Source organism: Streptomyces lacrimifluminis (assembly GCF_014646095.1).
In the GTDB taxonomy this organism is placed as follows: Bacteria; Actinomycetota; Actinomycetes; order Streptomycetales; family Streptomycetaceae; genus Streptomyces; species Streptomyces lacrimifluminis.
Window position 1 is genome coordinate 40,343 of record NZ_BMMU01000014.1, and the last position, 26,596, is coordinate 66,938.

Here is a 26,596-nt window from a genome sequence, read left to right on the forward strand (position 1 = left end):
GGGCGGGGTCAGAACGGGTAGTTCGGAACCTCGCCTCGCACGGTGACCCACTGCTGTTCGGTAAAGGCTTCGAGGTTGGCGGCGCTGCCGCCGTGGCGGGAGCCGGTGCCGGAGGCGCCCACCCCACCGAAGGGGATGAGCGGCTCGTCGTTGACGGTCTGGTCGTTGATGTGGACTAGGCCGCTGGGTACGCGCTCCGCCAGGGCGAGGCCCTTCATGACGTCCCGGGTCAGGACGCCCAGGGACAGTCCGTACTCGGTGCCCGCGGCGAGCTCGGCCGCCTCGTCCAGGTCCTGGAAGGGTACGACGGGCGCGACCGGCCCGAAGATCTCGTCGGCGTAGGCGGGCGCGTTGAGCGGTACGTCGGCGAGGACGGTGGGCCGGTAGAACAGGCCCTCGAATTCACCGCCGGCGGCCAGCCGGGCGCCGGCCGCGAGCGTCTCCTGGACGATGCGGTGGACCTGGTCGCGCTGTCCGCCGTCGATGAGCGGTCCGACGGCGACGTGTTCGGTGGCCGGGTCGCCGACCTGGAGAGCGTCGGCGTGCTGGGCGAGCAGTGCCGTGTACTCGTCGACGACCGAGGCGTGGACGAGGTGGCGGCTGCTGGCCATGCAGATCTGGCCGGCGTGGACGAAGGATCCCCAGGCGCCCACCGATGCGGCCTTCTCCAGGTCGACGTCATCCATGATCACGAGCGCCGAGTTCCCGCCCAGCTCCAGGTGGACCCGCTTGAGGTGCCGGGCCGCGGCCACACCGATGGCGCGACCGGCCCGGGTGGAGCCGGTGAACGCGATGACGGGGACCTGCGGATGGTCGACCACGGCGGCTCCGACGTCCGCGCCGCCGGGCAGGACGTGCAGCAGGCCGGGAGGCAGGCCAGCCTCCTCGAACACGCGGGCGAAGACCACACCGCCACTGACCGCGGTACGGGGGTCCGGCTTGAGGACGACCGCGTTGCCGAGCGCGAGCGCCGGGGCGACCGCCCGCATGGCCAGGGTGACCGGCACATTGAACGGGGCGATGACGCCGACCACTCCGACGGGCCTGCGCCGGGCGAACGACAGGCGCTCCTGCCCGGAACGCAGCAGCTCGCCGTAGGGCGCTCCGGCGAGGGCGGCGGCCTCATGGCATTCCTCCGCGCCACCGCTGCTGACCTGCAGGGCGGCGAACGGCCGGATCGCGCCGGACTCCCGTACCAGCCAGGTCTCGATCTCCTGCTGATGTTCCTCGAACAGGCGCGCGGCACGGCGCAGAACCGCGGCACGGTCGGAGTACGGCCGGGCGGCCCACTCCCGCTGGGCCTGTACCGCCCGCTTCACCGCCTTGTCCACGTCGGCCGGTGTGGCCGTGCCGACGCGGCCCAGCGTCTTGCCGGTGGCGGGCTCGATGGCGTCGAACCCCTCACCGGAGCCGCTGATCCACTCGCCGGAGAAGATCCGGCCTTCCCAGGTGCTGCTGTCCAGAAGAGTCATGGTGTCCCGTTCCATGTCAGGGGGTGTTACGGCGATGTCCTCAGAGCTGGCGGTCAGGTGCTGGGGAGCTCCTTGACGGCGACCGAGGTGCTGGTCTGCGTGGCCGGCGCGGTGACCGCCTCCTCGACGGACGCGCCGACGGCCATGGCGGCACCGGCTCCGCTGTGCCGCAGGGCGAGTGCGGCGATCACCGCACCGACCAGGGCAGCACCGGCACAGATGTACATGCCGAGGTCGAGGCCCGATTCGATGGCCTCGCGGGCGAGCGGGGCCACGGTGCGCGACAGGCTGCCGAGGTCGGCGTTGGCGACCGCGAGTGCGCCTCCTTCGGCATTGACCGCGTCGGCAACGCCCAGGGCCTGCGGCGGAAGGCCGGAAGAGGCGAGCTTGTCGGCCAGCGCGCTGCCCGCCGTGCCGAGGGCGACGGCGCCGACGACCGCGGGACCGAGGGCCTGACCGGTCTCGCGGACGAGGCTGGTGACCGCGCTGGCCATGCCCGCGTACGTGATGTCGACCGTGCCGACCGCGACGGCCGTCAGCGACGAGAACATCGTGATGAAGCCGACTCCCATCAGCAGGATGGGTCCGGTCATCGACGAGAGGCTCGTCGCGTCGCCCGGCAGCAGTGCCATCCAGGACTCTCCGGCTGCGAGCGACAGCAGTCCGCCGACCAGCAGGGTACGGGGGTGCACGCCCTGCAGCAGTTTCGGCAGGAACGGGGTGAGCAGCAACGGGACCGCCTGGATGAGCGAGAGCGGCAGGGCGGCCTGCAACGGGGAGACGTGGTTGACGGACTCCAGTTTGATGCTGAGCGCATAGGCCGTGCCGATGAAGCCGAACAGGGCGAGCAGCCCGATGGCGGCGGCTGCGGCGAAGGCGGGCGTCCGGAACAGGTCCAGGCGCAGCATCGGCTTCCGCGATCTGCGCTCCACGACGATGAACGCCACGAAGGAGGCGGCGGCGAGGACGAAGGCGAGCACGATGTGGGGCTCGGAGTAGCCGTCGCCCGCGCCCTCGATGACGGCGTAGAGCAGGGCCAGCAGGGACACGGCGATGGTGAGCTGGCCGGGCCGGTCGAGGCCTCGGTCGGCGGTGACCTGGCGCGAGTCGACGATCCAGCGACCGCTGACGGCCGAGGTGACCAGGCCGAGCACCGCGAGCGGCACGAAGGCCCAGCCCCAGTGGGCGTGTTCGGCGATGAAGCCACTGATCAGCGGGGCGATCATGGCGCCGAAGGCGAGGCTGAGTGCCCAGTACGACAGCGCCCTGGCACGGGCGGTGGGCTCCCGCGTACCGGCGACGATCACCGCCAGCGACGAGGGGAAGATCGCCGCGGCGCCCAGGCCGGCCACCGCCTGGCCGGCGATCAGCTGGGTCATGGAGGCCGCGGTGGCGACGATCAGGCAGCCGACCGTGATCAGCAGTCCGCCGAGGACGAGCAGGCGCTTGCGTCCGAACAGATCGCCGAGGACGCCGAAGTTCAGCTCCAGGATGGCCGTCGGGAGGATGAACGCGGCCGGGATCCAGGCCAGGGCGGCGGCCGACGCCCCGAGGTCCTTCTGGATCTCCCCGATGAGCGGGGAGGCCAGCGGAATGCCGATCTGAGCCACGCAGATGGCGAAACAGGCCGCCACGAGCGTGGCGCGGCTCAGCAGAGCGGGTGTGTTCGGAGAGGGCGTGGGGCTCTCGACATCGGGATCGGTCATGAGGGATGCCTCCGGTGGTGCTCGGTGGACGCCGCTGACTGGGCGACGCCCCCAACATTCTGTCTCGCATACTCGGACAGCGAGTTCATTCAGCAGGACCGTGCACTGCCGACATCGACTCAGTCAAGAGGCTTGACGGCAGAAAATGGACGATTGACGAGCGAACGGCAGCTGACTACTGTCCTGACTACTGGAAATCAGATCCTGAATATGGAGACGACATGGGCATCACTGGGCTCGGACACACCGGCTTCTGGGTCGACGACCTTGAGAAGATGCGCGACTTCTACAGCCGGGTCATGGGGTTGACCGTGACCGACGAGGACGAGGAGCGACGCATCGTGTTCTTCTCGTCCCGCCCGGACGAGGAGCACCACGAGTTCGTGCTCCAGGAGGGCCGGACCGCACCCGCCGGGAGCAAGCTCACGCACCAGGTGTCGTGGCGGGTGGACTCGCTGGAGACGATCGTCGACTTCCACCACCGTTTCCGCGCCGAGGGCATCGAGGTCCAGCAGGAGGTCACCCACGGCAACGCGATCGGGATCTACTTCTTCGACCCCGAGGGCAACCGCAACGAGGTCTACCTGCGCATCGCGCGCGACGTGCGCCAGCCGTTCCGCAAGACGCTGAACCTCGACCAGTCCCCGGAGGAGATCTTCGCCGAGGCCGAGCGGCTGCTGACCGAAGGCGGCCCCGCCTACCAGCCCGTCCAGTAATCCACGTTCCGCGACGGAGCACCCTCATGACTGAACCACCATCGGCGCCCCAGCCGAGATCCCCGTCCCACCCCCAGCCCGCCGTACTGGTCGTCGGCGCCGGCCCGACCGGTCTGACGGCCGCCCACCTTCTCGGCTCCCGGGGGGTACGGGTGCTGCTGGTCGAACGCAACACCACCACCAGCGACGCGGCCAAGGCGATCAGCCTCGACGACGAGTCCCTTCGCACCCTCCAGTCAGCCGGTCTCGACGAGGCGGTGTACCCGATCATCGTGCCGGGCACCGGGACCAGGTATTTCGGCGCTGACGGACGCCCCCTCGTGCACGCCCGGGGCGCCGGCGACCAGCGGTACGGCCACCCCTTCAAGAATCCCTTCGCCCAGCCCGACCTCGAACGGGTGCTGTGCGAGCAGCTGCGCCGCCTCCCGGACGTCGACGTCCGTTTCGACACCCGGCTGACGAACCTCAGCCACCACTCCGACCGGGTGCGTGTCACCCTCCGGACCGGCGGCGAGGACGGCATCGTCGAGGAGGTGGACGTCTCCTACGTCCTCGGCTGCGACGGCGGCCGGAGCACCGTACGCGACCTGTTGTCCATCCCCATGCGGGGGCGCAGCTTCCCCGAGGTGTGGCTGGTGGCCGACACGCTGGAGGACGGCCACGACCAGCGTTACGGCATGCACCACGGCGACCCCGAGCGGCCCGTCGTCATCGTGCCGGGCCGGGCCGGCCGCTGCCGCTACGAGTTCCTGCTCAGGCCGGGCGAGTGCGAGGCAGGCGCGCCCCCTATGTTCGAGCTGGTGCGTCAACTCCTGCGCCCCTACCGGGAGATCACGCCCGAACAGGTCGAGCGCTCGGTCGCCTACAGCTTCCACGCACTCCTCGCCGACCGGTTGCGCGAGGGCCGCTGCTTCCTGCTCGGGGACGCAGCCCACATGATGCCCCCGTTCGCCGGGCAGGGTCTCAACTCCGGTGTCCGGGACGCGGCCAACCTCTGCTGGAAGATCTCCGAGGTCTGGGCGGGGAGGGCCGGTGACGCCCTGCTCGACACATACGACACCGAGCGCCGCCCGCATGCCCGAGCCGTGATCGACCTGTCCGTACGGCTCGGCCGGATCGTCATGACCACCAGCCGTCGCCGCGCCCGTCTGCGCGACCTGCTGGTGCGCACCGCCATGCGCACACCGCCCGGACGCAGGTACCTCACCGAGATGCGCTACCGCCCCGACACCCGCGTGCGTTCCGGTGCCGTCGTACGCCTCGCCGGCCCGCACCAGTCACTCGTCGGCACGCCGCTGCGCCAGCCCCGTGTGCTGCGCGCACCCCGGCACGAGGTCACCCGGCTCGACGACGTCCTCGGCCGGGGCTGGAGCCTGCTGGGCATCGGCGTGACCGAGGACGACTGGGCGACCGTCACCGTCAGGCCCGGCCTTCCCAAGGCCACTCTCGTGGACGTCTGCCTCGACGACCGTGCGCCGCGGGACCACGTCGGCCGCACGGGGATCGCTGACGCCGACGGCCGCCTCGACGCCCTCTTCGCCGGGCTGGCCGGCCATTTCGTACTGGTGCGCCCGGACCGGCTGGTGGCCGCCGTGTTCAGCCCCGACCGGGCAGAGAGCGTTGCCACGGAGTTGACGCACTCGACCGGCGGCGGCACCGACAACGACGCCTCCGCAGAGCCGGCTGTTGTCCCTTCCCTTCTCGAACCCCAAGCCCGGCCCCACATCCAGGGAGTACACCGATGAGGCTCAGCACCGTCCGTCTCGAGGACGGAGACCGCACCACGACGGCCGCCCGGCAGGACGGCGACGAGTTCGTCCTGCTGCCGTACACCGATGTCGGCGCCCTGCTCGCCTCCGGTGAGAACTGGCAGGAACGGGGTGCCTGGAACGGCGAGCGTGTCCCGCTCGACAAGGTGACCCTCGCCCCCGTCGTCCCACACCCGAACAAGATCGTCTGTCTCGGCCTCAACTACGCCACCCACATCAGGGAAATGGGCCGCCCGACGCCCACCCATCCCACCCTCTTCGCCAAGTTCGACGGCTCCCTGATCGGCGCCCAGGACGACATCCGCATGCCGCCGATCAGCGACGATCTCGACTGGGAGGCCGAACTCGGCGTCGTCATCGGCCGCCCCGGCCGGCATGTCCCCCACCGTCGGGCCCTGGAACACGTCGCCGGCTACACCGTCGCCAACGACGTCACCGTCCGGGACTGGCAGCACCGCACCCGCGAGTTCCTCTCCGGCAAGACCTTCGAGGCCACCACCCCCGTCGGGCCGACCCTCGTCACCCCCGACGAACTCCCGCCCGGCGCCTCCGGGTTGACCATCTCCTGCAGCGTCGACGGCCACACCATGCAGAAGTCCAACACCGCCGACCTGCTCTTCGACGTCGCCGACATCATCGCCTACGTCAGCACCATCATCACCCTCAAGCCCGGCGACCTGATCCTCACCGGAACCCCTGGCGGCGTCGGCGCCGGACGCGATCCCAAGGTCTTCCTGCAGCCGGGGCAGGAACTCCTCACCACCGTCGAAGGCATCGGCGAACTGCGCAACACCGTCGTCAAAGACAGCATGTGAACGCGTGAAAGGCCCGCCCACCGCTTCCTGGAACCCCCACCCCACGACTACGGTGTCCGGCATGTCAGGAACAACATCCCCCAACTACCGTGAGCGCAACTCCACCGCCGACCGGGCACTGGACATCCTGACCATGTTCGACGACACGCATCTCGTCGTCACGGGCACGGCGGTGGCGGAGCGGCTCGGCGTCGCACGGTCCACCGCGTACCGCTACCTCCAGAGCCTGGTGGCCGGGCGCTTCCTCGAAGAAGCGCCCGGCGGCGGGTTCCGCCTCGGCCTCCGGGTCCTGGAGATCGCACGACTGGCACGCCGCAGCTACGGACTGACCGAGATCGCCCTGCCGTCGATGCAGGAACTCTCAGAAGAAGTACACGAGACCGTCCTGCTCACCCGGCGCACCGGGGACCTCGTCGTCTGCGTCGACCGCGCCGAAAGCGGAACCCGCGCCGTACGCATCTCCTACGAACGCGGCAGCACCCTCCCCCTCAACGCCGGCGCCTCCGCCCTCGTCCTCCTCGCCTGGAGCCCCGAAGCGGAAGCCCGCCGACTGCTGGAAACCACCGAACTCCACCGCTTCACCCCGGCCACCCTCACCGACGTAGACGCCCTCATGGAACGCCTCGCCCGGATCCGCCGCCTCGGCCACTCCATCACCCGCGGCGAACTCGACCCCGACATCGTCGGCATCGCCGCCCCCATCACCACCCCCGACGGCCAGGTCACCGCCGCCGTGAGCATCGCCGCCCTCGCCTCCCGCATCTATCCGGAAGCGGAAACCGAACTCGCCCAGAAAGTCCGCGTCACAGCGAACGAGATCAGCGAACGCCTCGCCCTCACCACAGACTGACCAGGTCGTCGCCGAACGGCCACCAGGGCCTGCGACCGGTGGAGCGACTGCCTCGACGAGCTGTGGGTGCCGCGTTCGCGGCCGGACGGCGGCCCGAACCGGTCCTCGGCGCGGCACCCGTCGTCCACGTGCGAGTCGCTCACGGACCCGCAACAGCCCCGCAGCACACCGTGATCGCCGGCGACCACCCTGGCCGACGGTCGGCAGAGCCACGACATCCCTGCGCCACAAGGATGACCCGTAGGGCTGCCCGGCTGGTACCGCGGTACCAGCCGGGCAGCCAAGATTCTCCTGTGGTCCCAGAGGTCCGGGCCGCGACGCCCGTAACTTCGAACACAGATGCCGCGCTGCGTTCGCGGCCGCGTTCGAAGCGAGAAGGGCCTTCCCATGATCGAAGCACGTGAACTCACGAAGCGGTACGGGGACAAGACGGTCGTCGACCACTTGAGCTTCATCGTCAAGCCGGGTGAGGTGACCGGCTTCCTGGGCCCCAACGGCGCGGGCAAGTCCACCACCATGCGCATGATCATCGGTTTGGACTCGCCCACCGCGGGTTCGGTCACCGTCAACGGCAAGTCCTACGCCAGGCACGCCGCTCCGCTCCAGGAGATCGGCACCCTGCTGGAGGCCAAATCCGTCCACCCGGGCCGTACCGCGTTCAACCACTTGATGGCGCTCGCGCACACCCACGGCATTTCGCGCCGACGGGTCGACGAGGTCATCGAGCTGGCCGGACTGACCAGCGTGGCCGGCCAACGGGTGGGGGCCTTCTCCCTGGGCATGGGCCAGCGGCTCGGCATCGCCTCTGCCCTGCTCGGCGACCCGGCCATCGTGATGCTCGACGAACCGGTCAACGGTCTCGACCCCGAGGGCGTGCTGTGGGTACGCAACCTGCTGCGCGGCCTGGCCGACGAGGGCCGTGCCGTGATGCTCTCCTCCCATCTGATGAGCGAGACCGCGCTGATCGCCGACCACCTGGTGATCATCGGACGCGGCCGGCTGCTCGCGGACACCACGGTCGACGACTTCACCCGCGAGGCAGGCGGCTCCGGCGTGAAGGTCGCCACCACCGAAGCCGTGAAACTGCGTTCGCTGCTGGCCGGCCCGGAGGTCACGATCAGCTCCTCCTCCGCCGAGGAACTGGTGGTCGTAGGACGTGACGCCCGGGAGATCGGGGTGATCGCCGCTCAGCACGGGGTGGCACTGTACGAACTCACCCCGCAGGCCGTCTCCTTGGAGACGGCCTTCATGGAACTCACCCACGACGCCGTGGAGTACCAGAGCGCTCCCGCCGACACCGAGCGAAAGGCCGCCTGATGACCTCCACCACCCTCGCCCCGGAATTCTCCGGCACGCCGGTTCGCACAGTGACCAGCCGCCGGGTGCTGCGCTCGGAGTGGGCCAAGTTCTGGTCGCTGCGCTCGAGTTGGATCACCTTGGCCGTCGGCGTGGTCCTGCTGATCGTTTTCGGCGCGATCGCGTCCGCGACCTACAGTCCGGACGCCGCGACGAATCAGGGGCCAGGTCCGAGCACCGGCATCAGCGACGCGGTGAGTCTGGCCCTGACCGGCGTGACCTTCGCGTCGCTCGCCGTGGGCGTACTCGGCGTGCTGCTGTCCGCCGGCGAGTACAGCACCGGCATGATCCGCTCCACCCTCGCCGCGGTGCCACGCCGACTGCCCGTGCTCTGGGCGAAGAGCGCCGTGATCGGGCCGATCGCACTGATCCTCACCACGATCGCCGCGCTGGCGGCGTTCCAGCTGGGCACACTGGGCCTGGACGGCGAGAAGATCGCGCTCTCCCTGAGTGACGACGGTGTGCTGCGCAGCCTGGCCGGCGCCGGGGTCTATCTCGCTCTGGTCGCCGTCTTCGGCGTGGCGCTGGGGATGCTGCTGCGCTCCTCCGCCGGAGCCATCGCCGCCCTGGTCGGTATCCTTCTCATCCTCCCCGGCCTCGCCTCGCTGCTGCCCGACTCGCTGTACGACAACATCAACCCCTACTTCCCCGGCAACGCGGGCTCGGCTGTCTACGCCCTGCACCAGTCCTCCGACTCCCTGTCGCCCGGAACGGGACTCGCGGTCTTCGCCGGCTGGGTGGCCCTGACCCTCGCCGGTGCGGCCTTCCGCCTGGTCCGGACCGACGCCTGAGCTGCGAGGACCAGGGACAATGAGGTCCATGAGTCCACAGCGCGCGGCAGCCGCCGCGCCGACCGCCCGGAGGGCACTCCCGCCGTCCTCCGGGCTCGACGATGCCTGGGCACACCCGCTCCTGGGCCGTCTGCTGCGCGGACAGACCCGCCATCGCGAACTGGACGTACGCCATCCATGGCTGCTCGACACCGCGGTGGTACTGATCGTCGCCCTCGTCAGCCTGCCCGACCTGCTCTCCCCCGACAGCAACGGCCCCTTCGGGGAGGCGAGCAGCCGCGGTCAGCTTCCGACCGCCGTCATGTGCGCGTTCGCCATCGCGCTCGTCGTGCCCCTGTGGTGGCGCCGCCGGGCCCCGGCCATCAGCTTCTTCGTGATCCTGCTGGTGTCCATGGTCCAGTGGTCGCTGGGTGTCTGGCAGCAAGCCGGCGTCAGCGCCCTCATCACCCTGTACACCCTGGCGGTGCGCGGTTCCCTGCGCGTGCTCGGCTGGGCCGTCGCGCTCACCTTCGTCAGCCTCACCCTGGCGGTCTTCCTCCTGCTGAAACAGGTCGAACACCCGCTCCTCGGCCTGTTCTTCCTCCTGGGAACGACGACAGCGGCCGTCGCCATCGGCCTGACCCTGCGCATCCGCCGCATGTACCTGGCCGCGCTGGAGGACCGCGCCACCCGTCTGGAGATCGAGCGCGACCAACGCGTCCGGCTCACCGCCGCCGCCGAACGCGCCCGGGTCGCCCGGGAGATGCACGACATCGTCGGCCACAACCTCTCCGTCATGGTCAGCGTCGCCGACGGCGCCGCCACCCTGGCCGCCAACCGCAACGAGCAGTCCGCCGAGGCCCTGCGCATCCTCGGCGACACCGGGCGCCAGGCCATGGGCGAACTGCGCCGTGTGCTGGGCGTACTGCGCCAGGAACAGGAGCACGAACGGCTGCTCGGTCCGCAGCCGGGCATCCGTGACCTGGACCCGCTCCTGACACGGGTCCGCGCGGCGGGACTGAGTGTGACCTACCGGACCGAGGGTTCACTCGACTCGCTCGGCATCGGTGTGCAGCTCACCGTGTACCGCGTCGTCCAGGAGGCGTTGACCAACACGCTCAGACACGCCGGGCCGGGCTCCACCGCCGAGGTCGCCGTGGCCGCCGCAGCCGGCCGGCTGCGCATCCGGGTCACCGACACCGGAACAGCGCCGGGGACCCCCGTACGCGAAGTGCCGGGGTCCCAGGCCGGCGTCGACTCCGGTCACGGCCTCGTCGGAATCCGGCAGCGGGCAGCCATGTACGGCGGTGACGTCACCGCCGGCCCCCGTGACACCGGACCCGGCTGGCTCGTGGACGTCGTGCTCGACCTGCCATCCTCCGCGCCCACCATGCCTGTGTCGGGAGAGCAGCTGCCGTGACCACCGTGCTGATCGCCGACGACCAGCCCCTGCAACGCATGGGGTTCCGCATGCTCCTGGAGGGCACACCCGGACTGACCCCGGTCGGCGAGGCCGGGCACGGGGCCGAGGCCGTCCGTCTGGCCGCGGAACTCCGCCCCGATGTCGTCCTCATGGACATCCGCATGCCCGGCATGGACGGTCTGGAGGCCACCCGCCGGATCATCGCCGCCGGCGGCCGTACGCGCGTGCTCATCGTGACCACCTTCGACCTCGACGAGTACGCCTACGAAGGACTGCGGTCAGGCGCCAGCGGCTTCCTGCTCAAGGACGCCCGCCCCGAGGAACTCATCGCGGGTATCCACGCGGTGGCGACCGGCGACGCCGTCGTGGCCCCGAGCCTGACCCGGCGGCTCCTGGACGCCTACGCCCACCAGGTGCTCGCCCCGCCCGGCGTCCCGGAGGCCGAGGACTCCCGGCTGCGGACGCTCAGCGACCGCGAACGAGAGGTCCTGGTCGCCATCGGCCAGGGCTGGACGAACACCGAGATCGCCGAACGGCTCGTCCTCACCGAGTCCACGGTGAAGAAGCATGTCGGCCGGGTCCTGGCCAAGATCGGGGCGCGCGACCGCATCCAGGCCGTGATCATGGCGTACGACGCCGGACTGGTCAGGGCCAAGCCGTAGCCCGCTGACGTCGCCAGTCAGGGCCGAGCAGCGGAGCGGCTGTCGGGGTGGATGGGAAGGATCTGATCGAGACCCACGATGCGCAGCACCCGCAGAGTGTGATCAGGCACGGCTGCCAGGGCGATGTCCGACTGGGCCGCGTGGGCGTGGTTGCGGGCTGCGATCAGGGTGGTGAGTCCGCTTGAGTCGCAGAATTCCATGCCGGCCAGGTCCAGGACGAGGCGCTGGCCCGGCTGGAGGGTGAGCGTGGTGAGCAGCTCTCGTAGTGCGGGGGCGCTCGTGTAGTCGAGTTCGCCGGTGATCTCCAGAACGGGACCGGTGGCGGCGTCTCGGGTGGTGATCTTCAGCGGGCTCATGATGGATTCGTCGTCTGTGGGTTGAGGGCGGGGACGCCGAGGGCGAGCAGGGCGGTGTCGTCGTCGAGTCCGTCGGCGAAGCTGTGGAGCAGGCCGATCAGGGCCTGGACGACGGCTTGCGGGGATGTGCCGGCGTGGTCGGCTGCGAAGGCGCGAAGTGCTTCGTCCCCGAACAGGTCGGTGCGGTCCTGACCGGTGCGTGCTTCGGTGAGGCCGTCGGTGTAGAGGAGGAGGGTGTCGCCTGGGGCGAGAACGGTGGTGGCGGTGACGAAGTGCGCGTCGGGCAGGATGCCGACGAGGAGACCACCGGGGGTGGGCAGGAAGTCGGCTGCGCCGTCGGCGCGCAGGACGAGAACCGGCGGATGGCCGCCCGCGGCGAGCCGGACGGCGACCTGCCCGGTCACGGGGTCGGGGTCGAGAATTCCGAACACGGCGGTGCAGTAGCGCGGGTCGCCGCTGCCGGAGTATCGCTCGTGGAGCACCTTGTTGAGCGTCGACAGCGCGGCGACCGGGTCGGAGTCGTGCAGAGCCGCGGCACGCAGGGTGTAGCGCGTCAGCGAGGTGACGGCAGCGGCCTGAGGGCCCTTGCCGCACACATCGCCGAGGAAGAAGGCGAAGCGCTTGTCGTCGACGGGGAAGACGTCGTAGAAGTCGCCGCCGAGCCGGTCGGGGGAGGCGGTGTGGTAGTGGGCGGCCGTCTCCACGCCGGGCACCGGCGGCAGGGTGGCGGGCAGCAGCGACTGCTGGAGCACGGCCAGGGCCTCCTGGAGGCGGGCGCGGTCGGCCTCGGCCTGTCTGCGCGCCTCCTCGGCCACCTTCCGGCCGCGCAGGAGTTCCTCCTCGTAGGCGCGGCGGTCCCGGGCGTCGAAGGAGGTGGTGCGGATCAGCAGGGGCTCGCCGTTGGCGCCGTGCTTGATGACGGAGGAGACCAGTACGGGCATCCGGGTGCCGTTGGCCTGCTTCATCTCCAGGGCGATTCCGCCGATCTGGCCCTGCATCCGCAGCAGCGGTGCGAAGTGCGTCTCGTGGTAGAGCTTGCCGCCCACTGTCAGCAGGTCCGTGAACCGCATCCGCCCCACCACCGCGTCCCGCTCCAGGCCGAGCCAGCCCAGGAGCGTGGAGTTGATCTTCGCTATGGTGCCGTCCATCAGCGTGGACAGGTATCCGCACGGTGCGCTCTCGTACAGTTCCTCGGCGCTGTCCTCCAGTAGTGCGGCGAACGCCGCATTCGCTGTCTTCTCCTCGCTCGTGCCATGCGGGTCGGGCTGCTGCCCGGTGGGGCACATCAACGCAGGCCCGCCAAGAAGGCGGTGAGTGCTTCGTTGGTGGCCTCCGGTGCGGACAGGTGCGGGCAGTGGCCGGTGGCATCGAGGGTGATCAGCTTCGAGCCGGGGATCGCCTGGTGGACGAAGGCGCCGACCTCCCTGGGAGCGATGACGTCCTGGGCGCATTCCAGCACCAGCGTCGGCACGCTCACGCTCTTCAGGTCGTCCCTCGAATCCGACAGGAACGTGGCCCGGGCGAAGACGCGCGCCATGGCCGGGTCGGTGGCGCAGAAACTGTTCGCCAGCTCGTCACCGAGCTCGGGCCGTTCCGCGTTCCCCATGATCACCGGTGCCATCGCCGCCGACCAGCCCAGATAGTTGGACTCCAGTGACCCCAGCAACTCATCGATGTCCTCCGCACTGAACCCGCCCCGGTAGCTCTCCTCGTCGATGTAACGCGGAGACGGGGCGACCATCACCAGCGCCCCGATGCGCTCCGGAGCCAGGCCGGCGGCCAGCACTCCGATCATCGCGCTCACCGAGTGCCCCACGAACACCGCTTCATGCAGGTCCAGTGCTTCACAGATGTCGACCACGTCCCGGGCGTAGCCGTCGAGGGAGGCGTAACGCTCCTCCGAGAAAGCGGACGGCTCGGCGCGGCCCGAACCCACGTAGTCGAACAGCACCACTCGGTACTCCTCGACAAGAGCCGGCACTGTCAGCCGCCACATGTTCTGATCGCAGCCGAATCCGTGAGCCAGCACCACCGTCGGCCCCTGGGGGTTGCCGATGACGTTGACATTGTTCCTGCGGCTGATATCCATCCGGCCAGTCTCCCAGGTCCGGCTCGCCGTTCCGCCGCGGCCACCCCCCGGTTGCGCGACCGGTACAACGCCCCCACAAGGACGGCGGGAAAAATCGAAGCGGGCACGCCACGACATAACGCAATAGGTGACAACAGCAGGATCTGTGTCATGGTTCACGCCGGTTCGGTCTCCGGGCAGAACGGCTGTGCGTTTGCCGGGTGCGACCGTCTGAGCAGCAAGGATAGTGCGTCGGTTCGGCGCCGCTCGCCATTCCTCGGTCGGCCGTCCCGCGAACTCGGTTCTCGACGCGGTGACCGTGGGTTTCGCCCCGCACACGCTTCCCGCCTCACCATCGGCTCGTGGTGAGGCGGTCTTTTCTGCACACTTCCGCCACATCGGGCAGTCGGCCGCACCGGCATTTCCTGAGCACTGCCAACGGCACGCTCGGCCAGTTCCCGCACGGGTACCGGCACGACGCCGATCAATTCGGACCGATGGATTCCCCATGAACGCGACGACAGCGGGTAGGCGAAATTACGCGATAACGAAAACCTGTGACGAAGAAAAAACGATCCACGGGAAGAGTTCTATGATCATCCCGCGTAAACCCCGGGCATCGGATGAACCGGACCCCGCGGCCCTGCGATACAGCGCCGCCTGGGAGACGACGGACGCCTCGATCGCGGACGCCCGAGCGGCCGTGCGCGTACTGCTGGCCGATGCCGGCCATCATCCTGACCAGCGTCCCAGTCAGGACGCTCAGCTCGTCGTCAGCGAGCTGGTCACCAATGCGCTGCGCCACGCACCCGGACCAGGCGGCCTGGCGCTGGAGGTGACACCCGACGCCGCCCTGCTGCGCATCACCGTGCGTGACAGCTCGCCCAGCCGGCCCGAACTGCGCGCGTACGACGTCCGCCGCGTCGGCGGGCACGGCCTCCAGTTGGTGACCCGCTTGTGCGACCAGCTGCAGACCATCGGCCTGGAGACGGGCAAACAGATCGTCGCCTGCCTGCGCCTGCCCAGACCGGCCGCCTAGCACCTACCGGCGGAGGGCGCCGCACACCCCGGGCAAGCGGGTGCGGAGAGAAGGGCACGATCGGTCATGTCTCCGCCTGGCGCAGGAGGATGTCAGTGGGATCCGGTTGGATGGGCCCGTGAGTGTCCATGACGTAGCCCGCCGGCTTCCCGACATCGCCGACCCTGCGGCACCTGTGCCGCTCGCTTGCGATCCTCGACGCGATCCTGAGCCCCGACCGGGAACGCCGGTACTACTCCTTCAACGCCATATGGGCTGAAGGCGCGGAGCCGGCCTCGATGGGCAACGGGTCGGGAGACGACTACTCCATCGTTTTCTCGGCGGCCGGGGCCTGCATACGCGGCTTCGGCCACGAATCACCGATGAGCCCGTACGGCAACGACGGCGAGCCCTGGCCCGGAGTGATCGACGACGTTCCCGATGTCTTCAGGCCGTCTGGTCGAGCGCACCCCTGAGGCGTTCCAACGCTTCGCCGAGGACTACTACGAGGTCTCCGTGGACCTGGAAGCGGTGCGTGACCTGTACGCCTTCCGGCCGCTGGACCAGGCGCATGTGTCGGCGCTGAACGCAGAGGTCGCCCTGACGGACCTGGCTCAGGACATCGCCGAAATCGGCTATCCGCAGGCCCCTTGAGAGCCGGGCAGTGGGCCCACAGGCACGGCTTCGCCAGGGTCCCGCATACGGATCGACTGCCTTACAAGTCGCTCCCCACTCCACGCGTCGTACCGCACCCGACATTGCTCACGTGTTGGCCGAAACCACAACTGCCGACGCAGTAAACGTGGTTGTCGCACGTCCCACTGGTTGACAGACTCGCTGCGCCGACGCGTGGAGCACGGTCAGGTCGGCAACGGGGTACTTCATCTCTCAGGGGGAAACAATGAGACTCAGCGCGCCCAAACGCGTCCTGGCCCGCGCCACGGCCGTCCTCGTACTGGCCCTGGGCATGGCCACCAGCACCACCGGCCTGCTGTCCGGCCCCGCCGCGCACGCTCTGCCCGTCACCGAAGGGTCCTTCAGCTTCAGCGGCGACGAGGGTGACTGGATCAGCGGCGGTCAGTCCTATGCCTACTCGACGGCGTCCCAGGACCGTATGAGCAGCTCCGCCGACGAGGCCCACAACGCGGTCCACCTCTCGGTCGACGGGGCGAACGGTGACTGGTGGTATCTGGACCTCGCGGCGCCGTCCGGCCAGGCCCTCGCACCGGGTACGTACACCGGTGCCACCCGCCACCCCTTCAACGAGCCGACCGAGCCGGGGCTGGCCCTCAGCGGAAACGGGCGCGGCTGCAACACACTCACCGGTGAATTCACCATCTCCGACGTGGAGTTCGGCCCCCAGGGCTACGTGAAGAAGCTCGACGCGACCTTCGAGCAGCACTGTGAGGGAGGCACCACCGCAGCGCGCGGCGAGGTCCACATCAACAACCCGGCCCCGCCTGCCGAGCTCGGCCTCGCCGTAGCCCTGGACGGCACCGCGAGCACCCTGAACGGCAAGGCCACCCTGCACGGAACGGTGAGCTGCAACAAGCCGGTGAAGGTGGACGTGTCGGGCGACGTCACACAGGTGAAGCGGCAGAAGCTCATCCGCGGCTCCTACACCACGTCGGTGTCCTGCACGCCGGGCGCTCCGGTCGCCTGGACCGGGACGGCCGTACCCACCGGAGACGTCCCCTTTCAGCGCGGCGACGTCGAGGTCGAGGCACGAGCGACGGCGACGGACCCGGACTACGCCCGGGCGGTGACCGTCAGCGAGACGGTGGCGGTCCAGCTGAAACGAGCCTGATCCGGGACTCGGCAGAGGTCACTCGCACCCGAGCCGTTGCCCCAGGGGCCCGGCCCTCCGCGCCTGGGCCTCCTGCGCGGAGGGCCGGGCCGCAGCACACGTACAACCCGGGCCCCGCCCCGACAAGGAGCAGGGCCCTCGCCGTCCGTACGGTGTTCGCCTCGCCCTGAGGAAGCCCTCCGGGCGAGGCGAACACCGTCGGTCGTCACGACACGTCGTCGTGCGAGGCTGGAAGTTTCCGTCCCAGACGCCCGAGCGGCGAGAAGGCCATCAGCACGGGCGACAGCATCATCCCTGCGGCTGTCACCAGCAGACTGGTGCGCAGCCCCCACTCCTGGGCGAGGAATCCGCCGAGGAGCGAGCCGAACGGGGCCAGCCCCATGCCCACGAACGTGATCGTCGCCGCCGCGCGCCCCTGCATCCCGTTCGGAGTGACGGCCTGGCGGACGGCCATGACCGTGACAGTCACCAACTGGCTGCCGGTCCCGAACACGAAGCCGGCCAGCAGGAGCACGGGGACCGTCACCGCGGGGGAACCGCCCAGCGCTGGCACGCACAGGAACACGCCGTCGCCGAGTACCGCCGCGGATACGAGCACCGTGCCATGGCCGAACCGGCTCGGCAGGCGGGCGGCCAGCATCGAGCCCAGGAGCGCGCCGGGCCCCGTCGCCGCGAGCGCGAGCCCGACGGCGGTGCCCGACAGGTGCAGTTCGCGGGGCAGGAAGAGCAGGTAGACGGTCATCACGGCCGCGAAGGAGAACTGGAAGGCCGCCGAGGCGAGGCACACGGCTCGCAACCAGGGGTCACCGACGACGAAGCGGAGGCCTTCGTGGATCCGCCGCCCCAACCGCGAGGGGCGTTCCGAGTGCTCCGGTATCGATTCGATCCGTCGGATGCGTCGGATCGACAGAAACGACAGTCCGAAGAACAGCGCGCTGGTGGCGGCAGCGGTGGGCGCCGACAGGAGGGCGACCAACGCACCGCCGAGGGCGGGACCGCCGATCTGGGCCGCGGACCGACTGCCCTCGAGCGCACTGTTGCCGCGCACCAACTGCTCGCGCTTCACCAGCCGTACCAGACACGCCTGGTACGCCACGTCGAAGAACACGGACAGGGCCCCTACAGCGAAAGCGACCACGAACAGCGCCGGCAGACCGAGCCAGCCGAAGAGGCCGGCCATGGCGGCGGCGCCCAGTGCCAGGGTCCGGCCGATGTCCGTCAGCACCATCACCGTGCGGGTCCGCCATCTGTCGACCCATGCGCCGACGACGAGCGCGAGCAACAGGACCGGCGTCTGCCCCACCGCGCGGAGGACACCCAACTGGCCGGCGCCGGCGTCGAGCGTCAGGACGGCGAAGAGGGGGAGAACCACCAGCGTTGTGTGCTCGCCGAGTTGGGAGGCCGTCTGGCCCACCCACAGTCTGCGGAAGTCGCGGTCGCGCCACAGACTCGGCGGAACAGGTCGACCGGAATCGGGTACGGCGAAAGGAACGGACGGCAAGACGATCCCCTTGGTTGCCTCAAACGACGTCCGCTGCCCGGCACATGAAGACGCACCGGAACACGCGGAAAAGGTTCGCTGTGCCGCAACATCAAGGGCAGCACGCGATGACTGGCCGATCTGGGCCTACGACGTCAACGCGCGCTCGGACGACCGGGCATGTCTTAGCTCCTCGTGGGTCACTCGCTGCGGTCAGACACTAACCCGCGGCGGTCCGGCACGAGAAGCGGTTTTGCCGGCGTGCACGCGGACACAGCACGGTGGGAACCGGGCGATGGTGTGGTGCCGGCCCACCCGATTGCCGGCCTGACAGGATGGCGGCATGGAACGTGTGCTGGGAATCGGTGGGTACTTCATGCGGGCAGCCGACCCCGCGGCCCTGGGCGCGTGGTATCGCGACTGCCTGGGCCTGGACGCCGATGAGAACGGTCTGTGGCACCAGGGGGCCGGTCCGACGGTGTTCGCGACGTTCGAGTCCGAGACCAACTATTTCGGGTCCCGCTCCCAGCAGGCCATGATCAACTTCCGGGTCCGCGACCTGGATGCGATGCTCGCGCAACTGCGCGCCAAGGGAGTGGACATCGCCGAAGAACCGCAGGACATGGAAGGCGTCGGTCGATTCGGCTGGGTCACCGATCCCGAGGGCAACCGAATCGAACTCTGGCAGCCCGCCTGACCACGCCTTCACGCCATGCGTGCGTGCATGCGCAGCAGTAGCTCGGGCCTGCCCCCACTCTTTCCCCCGGGAGTCCCTGCGGTCGGCTCATCCGCGCTCTCTCGGGGCCGCCTGCGGCCCGCACCTGGCGGACCCCGCCGTTGCGGCGCGTGGCACGCCCGCCCTTAGGTCCCCGGCGGGGATGGATTCTCCTCGCCCCCGCCCCAGGGCACCGAGTTTTGAAAGACGCTTTACGCGGCACGCGCAACTGCGGCCCACGCCGTCGCCATCTTCCAGTGCGGCGGGCCCGTCAGGGCCGAAGAGCGAGAGAGCGGGGCATTTCGTGCGACGGCGCAAGGGCAGCATAGGGATCGCACTCGTCACGGGCGCGATGCTGGTGGGCGCGAGTGCCTGCGGCGGGGGCGGCAGTGACAAGGCGAGCGGCAACGACGCGAAGGCGTCGGGAAACCCCGAAGCGAGTTCCTCGCCGTCACCGCCGAAGCCCGCGGGCCCCCCGATGCTGCTGGAGACGATCACTCCGCGGTCGGGGGCCACGGTAGGCGTGGCCATGCCGATCTCGGTGGTCTTCACGAACCCCGTGGCGGCCGAGGCACGGGCCACGGTCGAGAAGCACATGAAAGTGAGCGCCTCGCAGCCGGTCGCCGGCGCCTGGCACTGGTTCGGCGACCAGCGCGCCGACTGGCGGCCCAAGACGTACTGGCCCTCCGGCACGACAGTGAAGATCGACGCCGACATGAAGGGCGTCAGCAACGGCAACGGACGTTTCGGCGTACACGGCTACACGCACACCTTCACGATCGGTGACGACGTGCGCGCGGATGTCTCGGTGACCGGCCACACCATGAAGGTGACCCGGAACGGCTCGCCGGTGCGCACCCTGTCGATCAACGCGGGCAGCGCCGAGTATCCGACATGGAACGGCACGATGGCCGTCATCGACAAGCAGGAGAAGGTCCACATGACCTCCTGCAGCGTCGGCATCAGCTGCGACAAGGGCAGCCCCGACTACTACGACCTGACACTGCCCTGGGACGTCCACCTGACCCGGTCCGGCACCTACGTGCACTACTCGACCGGTGACCCGAATCCGGGCACCGGCAGCGCCCGCGGCTCGCACGGCTGCGTCCACCTGTCCATGTCGGACGCCAAGTGGTTCTACGGCCAGGTCAAGCAGGGCGATCCCGTCACCGTCACCGGCTCACCTCGCGCCAAGGCCGCGGCCGACAACGGCTACGCGGACTTCAACCTGGGATGGGAGCAGTGGCTCGCGGGCAGCGCCTCCGGGGAGGAGACGACCGCGACGCTGTGACGCGCTGCGGCGGCGAGGCAAGAGGGGGCCTTACTCGGCCCCTCCACCCCGGCCATGCGGAACGCCGGTAATACGGCGATCTGGCGAGGGTCCTGGAGGACACTTCACCTCGCACCAACGACCGCGAGCGCCTCACCCCCGGTGCGTGCCCTTCCGAGCACCTCCGATCGACGCCCCCGCTGGGGTTCTCAGCCGACGGCAACCCTCTCCGGATCGTCGGCCGGGGTCCCGGCGCGCAGCCACCGGTAGCCGTAGGCGGGCAGTTCGACGCTGAGGAGACCGTCCTCGGACACCGTGAGACCCGCGTGGTCCTCGGCGAGGAGGTCTGTCAGCCTGCCGCCTGGTCCGGTCTCCGGGAGCCGCAGCCGTACGGTGAGCGGACGACCCGCGAAGTTGTGCAGGGCCAGGACCCTCCCGTCCGGGGTGCAGCTGAGGTGGGCGAGCACGGCGGGCTCTCCCGTCTCCACGAGGCTGTACTCGCCCCAGGCCAGCTCGGGAGCCTCCCGGTAACGCTCGACGAACAGCCGTATGCGGCTCAGTAGCGAGCCGGGGTCGCGGCTCTGCTCGTACACGTTCACCTTCTGGGGTGCGAACGCCCCGTCCGTCAGCGGGTTGGGGAAGGTGTCCGGTTCGGCGGTGGAGTAGCCGGCGCCTTCCTGCGGCGTCCACTGCATGGGGGTGCGTACGGCCTGGCGGCCCTCGGCGGCCAGGTTCTCACCCATGCCGATCTCCTCGCCGTAGAAGAGCACGGGGGTGCCCGGCAGGGTGAAGAGCAGGCTGTAGGCGAGTTCGATACGGCGTCGGTCGCCGTCGACCATGGGAGGCAGCCTGCGGCGCAGCCCCCGGTCGTACAACTGCATGTCCTTGTCGGGGCCGAAGGCGGCGAAGACCTCGGCGCGTTCGTCGTCGCTCAGTTTGTCGAGGGTCAGTTCGTCATGGTTGCGTACGAACGTGGCCCAGTGGGCGTCGCGCGGGGCGGCTGGGCGATCACGCAGCGAGGCGGCGAGGGGCCCCGCCTCCTCGCGTGCCATCGACAGGTACATCTGCTGCATCCCGACGAAGTCGAAGCACATGGTGAGTTCGTCGCCGCGGTCCGAGTCGGGGTCGCCGAAGAACCGGGCGAGGTCGCCGTAGGGCAGGTTCACCTCGCCGAGGAGCACCGACTCGCCGTTGCGGCGGCCCAGGAAGGCGCGCAGGTCCGCGAGGTAAGCGTGCGGGTCCGGCAGCGCGCCTGCGTCGTCCTGCCCGTCCGTCTCCAGCAGGAAGGGCACGGCGTCGACCCGGAACCCGGACAACCCGAGCTGAGTCCAGAAGCCCATGATGCGGGCTATCTCGTCCCGTACTTCGGGGTTGGCGACGTTGAGGTCGGGCTGCTGCTTGTAGAAGCGGTGCAGGTAGTACTGGCCACTGCCCTCGTCGTACTCCCACAGGCTGTCCTCCGCGTCGGGGAAGACCACGCCCTTGGGACTGTCCTCGGGAGGCTCGTCCTGCCAGACGTACCAGTCGCGGTGGGCGGAGTCCCGGCCGGAGCGGGCGTCCTTGAACCAGGGGTGCTCCTCGGAGGTGTGGTTGACCACGAGGTCGGCGATCACGCGGATGCCGCGGTCCTTGGCCGTGCGGACGAACTCGGTGAAGTCGCCGAGGGTGCCCAGGCGGGGGTCGACACCGTAGAAGTCGGTGATGTCGTATCCGTCGTCGCGTTCCCGTGTCGGGTAGAAGGGCATCAGCCACACGCAGGTCACACCGAGGCGCACCAGATGGTCGATGCGCTGCGTGAGGCCCGGAAAGTCGCCGATTCCGTCGCCGTTGCCGTCCTGGTACGTCTCGACGTCGAGGCAGTACACCACCGCGTTCTTCCACCACAGGTCGGATGTGCGGGTCAGACGCATCGGAACTCCTTCGCCGTGGCGGGAAGCGGGCGGGTGACGTCGAGCCGGGGCAGCACCTCGGCACCGAACGTGTCGATGAAGGAGGCCTGTTCACGGCCCACGTGGTGGAGCATCACCGCGTCGAAGCCGAGCTCGGCGTACTCCTGGAGCCAGGCCGTGTGCCGGCCTAGGTCGGACGAGACGTTGACCGTGCCGGCCACCTGCTCGGGCGTGACGTGCTCGCTGACGATGTCGAACAGGTCCACGGAGTCCAGGTCCCAACTGACCGGGGGTGTGTGCACGTTGGTGCGCCACTGGTCGTGCGCCAGCGCCAGGGCATGGTCCTCGTCGGGCGCCCAGCTCAGGTGCACCTGGAGATGCAGGGGTCCGCGACCGCCTGCATCGCGGTATGCGCCGGTGATCTCGCGCAACCGCTCCGGCGGGGCGTTGACCGTGATGAGTCCGTCCGCCCACTCGGCGCACCAGGCCGCGGTGGCCGTGCTGCACGCGGCTCCGATGAGCGGCGGCACATCGGGCGGCAGCGTCCACAGCCGGGCCCGGTCCACGGTCACCAGTCCGTCGTGGCTGACCTCCTCCCCCGCGAGAAGTGCGCGGATGATGTCGACGCATTCCCGCAGCCGGGCGTTGCGCAGCTCCTTGCGCGGCCAGGGGTCGCCTGTGATGTGCTCGTTGGAGGCCTCACCGCTGCCGAGCGCCGCCCAGAACCTGCCCGGGTACATGGACGCGAGGCCGGCGATGGCCTGGGCGACGATCGCGGGGTGGTAGCGCTGCCCCGGCGCGTTGACCACGCCGAACGGCATCCGGTCGGTGGCCTGAAGAGCGGCACCGAGCCAGGACCAGGCGAATCCCGACTCTCCTTGACGCACACTCCAGGGCGAGAAGTGATCCGAGCACATGGCGGCGGTGAATCCCGCACTTTCGGCGTGCACCACGGCGTCGAGCAGGTCCGCGGGCGGGATCTGTTCGTGTGAGGCGTGTAGTCCGTAGACAGTCATGTCTCGGCGAGTACCCCCGCGATTGATCCTCAGCAGTGACACCACAGCACTGATCCCGGCAGCCCGCAGGAGGCGGCTGCCGGGATCGGTGGACGTGCGCCTACTTGGGCTTGATCGCGTCCTTGGCCTTCTCCTTGGCGGCACGGAGGTCTCCCTTGGTCTCCTCGGCCTCTCCCTTGGCCTTCAGAGACTCGTTGCCCACGGCACCGCCGACCACCTTCTTGACCTTGCCCTTGGCCTGCTCGCCCTTGGCCTGGCTCTTCTCGTCCGCAGCCACAGTCACTCACTCCTGTTTCGCTCGAAGGAACCTTCTTCCCCCGTGTCGCCTGAGATTCCTCTCTCAAACAGGTCCCCGGGTTCGTAAAAGTCCCGTAAGACCGCAGCAGCGCCGCCCCGAGCACGTCACGTGCCCTCGCGATCCTGCCCGCGGCTTCCACGGCGATCTCGATCGCCCGTGCGGCGAGTGGGGAGTGAGTGCGATGCGCCTGCCCACAGCGGGAAGATCTCGCGCGGCGGTAGTCCCGGCTTGAGCTCGTGCACCCGCAGTGACGCGTCGGAGCCGATGTCTGCGTGGTGGAGGGCGAGTCGCGGCAGGATCGCCGAGCCCAGGCCGGCGCGCACCATCGACAGCACGGTTTCATTGCCCGCGGTGCGGCACACGACGTGCGGCCGCACACCGCGGCGTGCGAGCGCCTGCTTCATCGGGGCCTGGTCGCCGCCCGGCGCTCGAGCGGGACAAGGAACTCCCGCCGGTGGCCATGTGGAGTGCGACGGTCGACGCAGACGAGTCGAGTCACCAGCAACGCCCGCGTCCTCGTCCGATACCGCAGCCTCACCACATGAGGTGACCTCTACGAAGGGGCCCGAGCCGCGCCATACTCCCTGGACGAGGGGATCCACAGTCAGGGATGATCAGTGGCATGCGGAGAGTCCTGCGCGGAACCCTGGTGACGCTGCGGCCTGCGACGGCGGCCGATATCCCCGCTCTGGCCACGATCCGGAGCACGCCTGAGGTGTACACGCGCTGGCGGGGCGGCGAGGACCTGACGGTCACCGTGGCCGAGGAGCTCGAAGATCCCGGGACCCGGACGTTCGCCATCGAGCACGGCAGCCGGGTGGTCGGCGCCATCCAGTGGGGTGCCGAGGACGAGCCGGACTACCGGCATGCCAACATCGACATCTATCTCGACCCGGCGGTGCACGGGCGCGGCCTCGGCACTGACGCCGTCCGAGCCCTGGCACGCCATCTGATCGACGATCACGGACACCACCGACTGGTGATCGACCCGGCCGCGGACAATACCGCTGCCATCCGGTGCTACCGCAAGGTCGGCTTCCGGCCGGTGGGCATCATGCGGCAGTACGAGCGCGGCCCGGACGGCAGCTGGCACGACGGCTTGCTGATGGACCTGTTGGCGGAGGAACTGGAGCAGGTCTAAGACTCACGTCCGGCTCCGCCGCGGCGCCGGGAGACCCAGGTCGACAGCCACCCGGATCCGGGATCAGGGTTTCCAGGTGCGCAGGAAGGCGGCGATGCGGGTGGCGGTGCAGCGCGGGTTCCTCAACTCGTGGGCGGGCGATCGCGTGGCTCAATGTGTGGTCGCCGGCGGCGACGAAGCAGACGCGGCTGTGACCGGGTGTGTGGAACGCCTCGCGGGATACGACCGCGACATGGGCGGTGTCCAGGAGCAACCCGGCGCGTTCGGCGCTGCTCGACCAGCCGTGGGCTGGGCGCGCTCGGTGACCTCTCAGATCGCCGTGGTGGAGTGCGGCCCCGGCGTCACCGACGTACCCGCCGCGGCCTCCGCGTCCCGCCGGTCGGTTCCGGGCGCGGCGCCACGCGACGGCAACCATCGAACTCACCGCCATGACCCGGCCACGCCCGGCGGGCCTGGCCGAACACCTCACGACTGCTTCCGGATGGCTGGCAGGCAGGAGGCAGGCAGTCGGATGTCCGGGTATCGGGCCCACCAGCCGGTGGAGAAGTGTGCGCAACGCTTGTCGCAGAAGTAGGGGCAGCCCTTGCCAGGCCCCCTCGTCATCTTGCCGGGCCCCGCCCCGTATGCGCCCAGGGTCACCCCCCGGCAGTGGTCCGTCCTCTTCCTGACGCGTGTGAGGCGTCGGTGAGGTCGGCTCCGGTGGCGGCGTCACGATGGGACTGTCCGATGCCGTGCCAGTCCAGGCACATGACGGTCGCGTCGTCCTGCAGGTGACCGTCGTTGGCGTCGACGATCCCGGCGATGAGGTTGCGGGCGGCCTCGCGTGGATGCAGCGCGCGGGTGCTCACGATCAGGTCGGACAGATCGAGGCGGCCCCCGTTGCGCTCCAGCATGCCGTCGGTCAGCATCACCAGCCGGTCGCCCGGCCGCAGGTCCAGCGACTGGACCTGGTAGGTGTGAGGGAGGGGGAAGCCGAAGGGTGTGTCGATCCTCGGAGTGATCTCCCGTACCTGTCCGTCTCGCATCCGCAGCGGCCAGGGGTGCCCGGCGTTGATGAACTCGGTCTTGCCGTCGATCAGGCTGATGCGCAGGAGCTGGCCGGTGACGTAGCCCTGCCGGCCGTGCTCGCGCATGGCCTGGTCGGCCTGGCGGGCCTGTTCGGCGAGGCTGGCACCGGCTCGCCGTGCTCGCCGCAGGGCGCCCACCGCAAGAGTGGCCAGCAGTGCGGCGTCGACATCGTGTCCCATGGCGTCGGTGACGGAGAGCTGGACGCTGTCCCGGTCGACCACGTAGTCGAAGGTGTCACCTCCGACGTGGTCGGCGGGCTCCAGCGCCCCGGCGACCGCGAACTGCGCGGCCTCGCACGCCAGCGACGCCGGAAGCAGCCGGTGCTGGATCTCCGCGGCCAGGCTCAGTGGGGTGGTGCGGCGGCCCCACTGGTACACGTCGGTGTACGAGCGGTTCGCGATGACGATGTACGCCAGGGCGTGCGCGGTCTCGCCGATCTCCCGCATCACCTCCTCGTCCGGCGCCACCGGCAGGAACAGTTCGAGGAGCCCGATGGCGTCCCCGCGGTTGGTCACCGGGGCGACGACGCGCACCAGTGCGCCCTCGCACTTGTCCTCCACGCCCGGCCGCTGGGTGCGGATCACGTCGTCGTACAGGGTGCCCCGCAGCTTGATCCGCCGGGCGGGTTCATCGGTGTCGACGCTGCCCGCCGCCCCCAGCCGTACGACTGAGCTGCCGGTGAAGTCGGTGATGAGGAACGACACCGACACGGCCCCGAGTTGCTCCTTGAGCATGCGCGCGACCACGTCGAGCGACTCCACCGGCGCCGCGGCCTCCGCCGCCTCCAACGTCCCCGCCAGAGTCATCGCCCCGCCCGGGCGACTCCCGCCCCCGGGAAGACGAGAGGCCTGCTCGCCGTCAGGCCCTCTTGCGGTCACAGCGACTCCCTAACATTGCTCGATGACGCTCGGGTCTCCGCCCCGGATGCGCG

The 26,596-nt window shown here is 69.8% G+C and carries 25 protein-coding genes; 14 read left to right on the plus strand and 11 right to left on the minus strand.

The genetic code is table 11. The features are described 5' to 3' along the window. Positions 1 to 8: 8 nt before the first annotated feature. Together IEY89_RS21360 and IEY89_RS21365 are read right to left on the minus strand one after the other, a co-directional pair. Positions 9 to 1,472 carry a benzaldehyde dehydrogenase gene (locus tag IEY89_RS21360; protein WP_189149063.1) on the minus strand — a complete coding sequence of 488 codons (1,464 nt, stop codon included), beginning with the start codon at positions 1,470 to 1,472 and terminating at the stop codon, positions 9 to 11. Positions 1,473 to 1,525: 53 nt separating this feature from the next. Beyond that, positions 1,526 to 3,178 (minus strand): MFS transporter, encoded by a 1,653-nt coding sequence (locus tag IEY89_RS21365; RefSeq protein WP_189149064.1) that lies wholly within the window; start codon positions 3,176 to 3,178, stop codon positions 1,526 to 1,528. Between the two features lie 221 nt (positions 3,179 to 3,399). On the opposite strand from IEY89_RS21365, the gene IEY89_RS21370 reads away from it, so the two are divergent. From IEY89_RS21370 to IEY89_RS21405, 8 genes are all read left to right on the plus strand, one after another. Continuing rightward, on the plus strand, positions 3,400 to 3,894 hold the full coding sequence (locus IEY89_RS21370) for a VOC family protein (RefSeq protein WP_189149065.1): 495 nt from the start codon (positions 3,400 to 3,402) through the stop codon (positions 3,892 to 3,894). Between the two features lie 26 nt (positions 3,895 to 3,920). Beyond that, the gene (locus IEY89_RS21375; RefSeq protein WP_189149066.1) at positions 3,921 to 5,639 is read left to right on the plus strand and encodes a bifunctional 3-(3-hydroxy-phenyl)propionate/3-hydroxycinnamic acid hydroxylase; all 1,719 of its coding nucleotides are present in this window, start codon (positions 3,921 to 3,923) and stop codon (positions 5,637 to 5,639) included. Further along, on the plus strand, positions 5,636 to 6,478 hold the full coding sequence (locus IEY89_RS21380; RefSeq protein ID WP_189149067.1) for a fumarylacetoacetate hydrolase family protein: 843 nt from the start codon (positions 5,636 to 5,638) through the stop codon (positions 6,476 to 6,478). The genes IEY89_RS21375 and IEY89_RS21380 overlap by 4 nt, the downstream gene beginning before the upstream one ends. A 61-nt stretch (positions 6,479 to 6,539) precedes the next feature. Next, positions 6,540 to 7,328 (plus strand): IclR family transcriptional regulator, encoded by a 789-nt coding sequence (locus IEY89_RS21385; protein WP_189149068.1) that lies wholly within the window; start codon positions 6,540 to 6,542, stop codon positions 7,326 to 7,328. Positions 7,329 to 7,715: 387 nt separating this feature from the next. Further along, positions 7,716 to 8,645, plus strand: coding sequence for an ABC transporter ATP-binding protein (locus tag IEY89_RS21390; RefSeq protein ID WP_189149069.1), 930 nt, complete (start codon positions 7,716 to 7,718; stop codon positions 8,643 to 8,645). Next, entirely contained in the window at positions 8,645 to 9,475 is an 831-nt protein-coding gene (locus IEY89_RS21395; protein WP_189149070.1) for an ABC-2 transporter permease family protein, read from the plus strand. Before IEY89_RS21390 ends, IEY89_RS21395 begins: the two co-directional genes overlap by 1 nt. A gap of 28 nt (positions 9,476 to 9,503) precedes the next feature. Then, entirely contained in the window at positions 9,504 to 10,874 is a 1,371-nt protein-coding gene (locus tag IEY89_RS21400; RefSeq protein WP_189149071.1) for a sensor histidine kinase, read from the plus strand. Further along, the gene (locus IEY89_RS21405; RefSeq protein WP_189149072.1) at positions 10,871 to 11,539 is read left to right on the plus strand and encodes a response regulator; all 669 of its coding nucleotides are present in this window, start codon (positions 10,871 to 10,873) and stop codon (positions 11,537 to 11,539) included. Before IEY89_RS21400 ends, IEY89_RS21405 begins: the two co-directional genes overlap by 4 nt. Before the next feature lie 17 nt (positions 11,540 to 11,556). On the opposite strand, the gene IEY89_RS21410 is transcribed toward IEY89_RS21405, so the two are convergent. The 3 genes from IEY89_RS21410 to IEY89_RS21420 are packed head-to-tail and all read right to left on the minus strand — an operon-like array spanning position 11,557 to position 13,984. Then, the gene (locus tag IEY89_RS21410; protein ID WP_189149073.1) at positions 11,557 to 11,895 is read right to left on the minus strand and encodes an STAS domain-containing protein; all 339 of its coding nucleotides are present in this window, start codon (positions 11,893 to 11,895) and stop codon (positions 11,557 to 11,559) included. Continuing rightward, positions 11,892 to 13,181 (minus strand): PP2C family protein-serine/threonine phosphatase, encoded by a 1,290-nt coding sequence (locus IEY89_RS21415; RefSeq protein ID WP_189149074.1) that lies wholly within the window; start codon positions 13,179 to 13,181, stop codon positions 11,892 to 11,894. The genes IEY89_RS21410 and IEY89_RS21415 overlap by 4 nt, the downstream gene beginning before the upstream one ends. Continuing rightward, positions 13,181 to 13,984, minus strand: a complete 804-nt coding sequence (locus tag IEY89_RS21420) for an alpha/beta fold hydrolase (RefSeq protein ID WP_189149075.1) — start codon at positions 13,982 to 13,984, stop codon at positions 13,181 to 13,183. Before IEY89_RS21420 ends, IEY89_RS21415 begins: the two co-directional genes overlap by 1 nt. 571 nt (positions 13,985 to 14,555) lie before the next feature. On the opposite strand from IEY89_RS21420, the gene IEY89_RS21425 reads away from it, so the two are divergent. The 3 genes from IEY89_RS21425 to IEY89_RS21435 all read left to right on the plus strand — a co-directional run bounded on the left by IEY89_RS21425 (position 14,556) and on the right by IEY89_RS21435 (position 16,788). Beyond that, positions 14,556 to 15,002: an ATP-binding protein gene (locus IEY89_RS21425; RefSeq protein WP_189149076.1), complete on the plus strand. Its 447-nt coding sequence runs from the start codon at positions 14,556 to 14,558 to the stop codon at positions 15,000 to 15,002. 420 nt (positions 15,003 to 15,422) lie between these two features. Continuing rightward, positions 15,423 to 15,635, plus strand: a complete 213-nt coding sequence (locus tag IEY89_RS41690; RefSeq protein WP_308437455.1) for a hypothetical protein — start codon at positions 15,423 to 15,425, stop codon at positions 15,633 to 15,635. A 247-nt stretch (positions 15,636 to 15,882) separates the two neighbouring features. Next, positions 15,883 to 16,788, plus strand: a complete 906-nt coding sequence (locus IEY89_RS21435; RefSeq protein ID WP_189149077.1) for a hypothetical protein — start codon at positions 15,883 to 15,885, stop codon at positions 16,786 to 16,788. Positions 16,789 to 16,993: 205 nt separating this feature from the next. On the opposite strand, the gene IEY89_RS21440 is transcribed toward IEY89_RS21435, so the two are convergent. After that, positions 16,994 to 18,289, minus strand: coding sequence for an MFS transporter (locus IEY89_RS21440; protein ID WP_308437456.1), 1,296 nt, complete (start codon positions 18,287 to 18,289; stop codon positions 16,994 to 16,996). A 322-nt stretch (positions 18,290 to 18,611) separates the two neighbouring features. Between IEY89_RS21440 and IEY89_RS21445 the strand changes: the two genes are divergently transcribed. Next, the gene (locus IEY89_RS21445; RefSeq protein WP_189149078.1) at positions 18,612 to 18,965 is read left to right on the plus strand and encodes a VOC family protein; all 354 of its coding nucleotides are present in this window, start codon (positions 18,612 to 18,614) and stop codon (positions 18,963 to 18,965) included. 370 nt (positions 18,966 to 19,335) lie between these two features. Next, positions 19,336 to 20,274 (plus strand): L,D-transpeptidase, encoded by a 939-nt coding sequence (locus IEY89_RS21450; RefSeq protein WP_189149190.1) that lies wholly within the window; start codon positions 19,336 to 19,338, stop codon positions 20,272 to 20,274. A 188-nt stretch (positions 20,275 to 20,462) separates the two neighbouring features. On the opposite strand, the gene IEY89_RS21455 is transcribed toward IEY89_RS21450, so the two are convergent. The 4 genes from IEY89_RS21455 to IEY89_RS21470 form a co-directional block, all read right to left on the minus strand. Next, on the minus strand, positions 20,463 to 22,163 hold the full coding sequence (locus IEY89_RS21455) for an alpha-amylase family protein (RefSeq protein ID WP_189149079.1): 1,701 nt from the start codon (positions 22,161 to 22,163) through the stop codon (positions 20,463 to 20,465). Further along, a complete protein-coding gene (locus IEY89_RS21460) occupies positions 22,154 to 23,158 on the minus strand; it encodes a TIGR03885 family FMN-dependent LLM class oxidoreductase (protein ID WP_189149080.1) in 1,005 nt (334 codons plus the stop codon). Before IEY89_RS21460 ends, IEY89_RS21455 begins: the two co-directional genes overlap by 10 nt. A gap of 100 nt (positions 23,159 to 23,258) precedes the next feature. Continuing rightward, complete coding sequence (locus tag IEY89_RS21465) at positions 23,259 to 23,435, minus strand: CsbD family protein (RefSeq protein WP_164409550.1); 177 nt, start codon at positions 23,433 to 23,435, stop codon at positions 23,259 to 23,261. 125 nt (positions 23,436 to 23,560) lie between these two features. After that, complete coding sequence (locus IEY89_RS21470) at positions 23,561 to 23,860, minus strand: LysR family transcriptional regulator substrate-binding protein (RefSeq protein WP_229695344.1); 300 nt, start codon at positions 23,858 to 23,860, stop codon at positions 23,561 to 23,563. Positions 23,861 to 24,078: 218 nt separating this feature from the next. Here IEY89_RS21470 and IEY89_RS21475 point away from each other — a divergent pair, with 218 nt between their 5' ends. Continuing rightward, complete coding sequence (locus IEY89_RS21475) at positions 24,079 to 24,597, plus strand: GNAT family N-acetyltransferase (RefSeq protein WP_189149081.1); 519 nt, start codon at positions 24,079 to 24,081, stop codon at positions 24,595 to 24,597. A gap of 635 nt (positions 24,598 to 25,232) precedes the next feature. Here the strand turns inward: IEY89_RS21475 and IEY89_RS21480 are convergent. Further along, positions 25,233 to 26,471 carry a PP2C family protein-serine/threonine phosphatase gene (locus IEY89_RS21480; protein ID WP_189149082.1) on the minus strand — a complete coding sequence of 413 codons (1,239 nt, stop codon included), beginning with the start codon at positions 26,469 to 26,471 and terminating at the stop codon, positions 25,233 to 25,235. Positions 26,472 to 26,596: the final 125 nt, after the last annotated feature.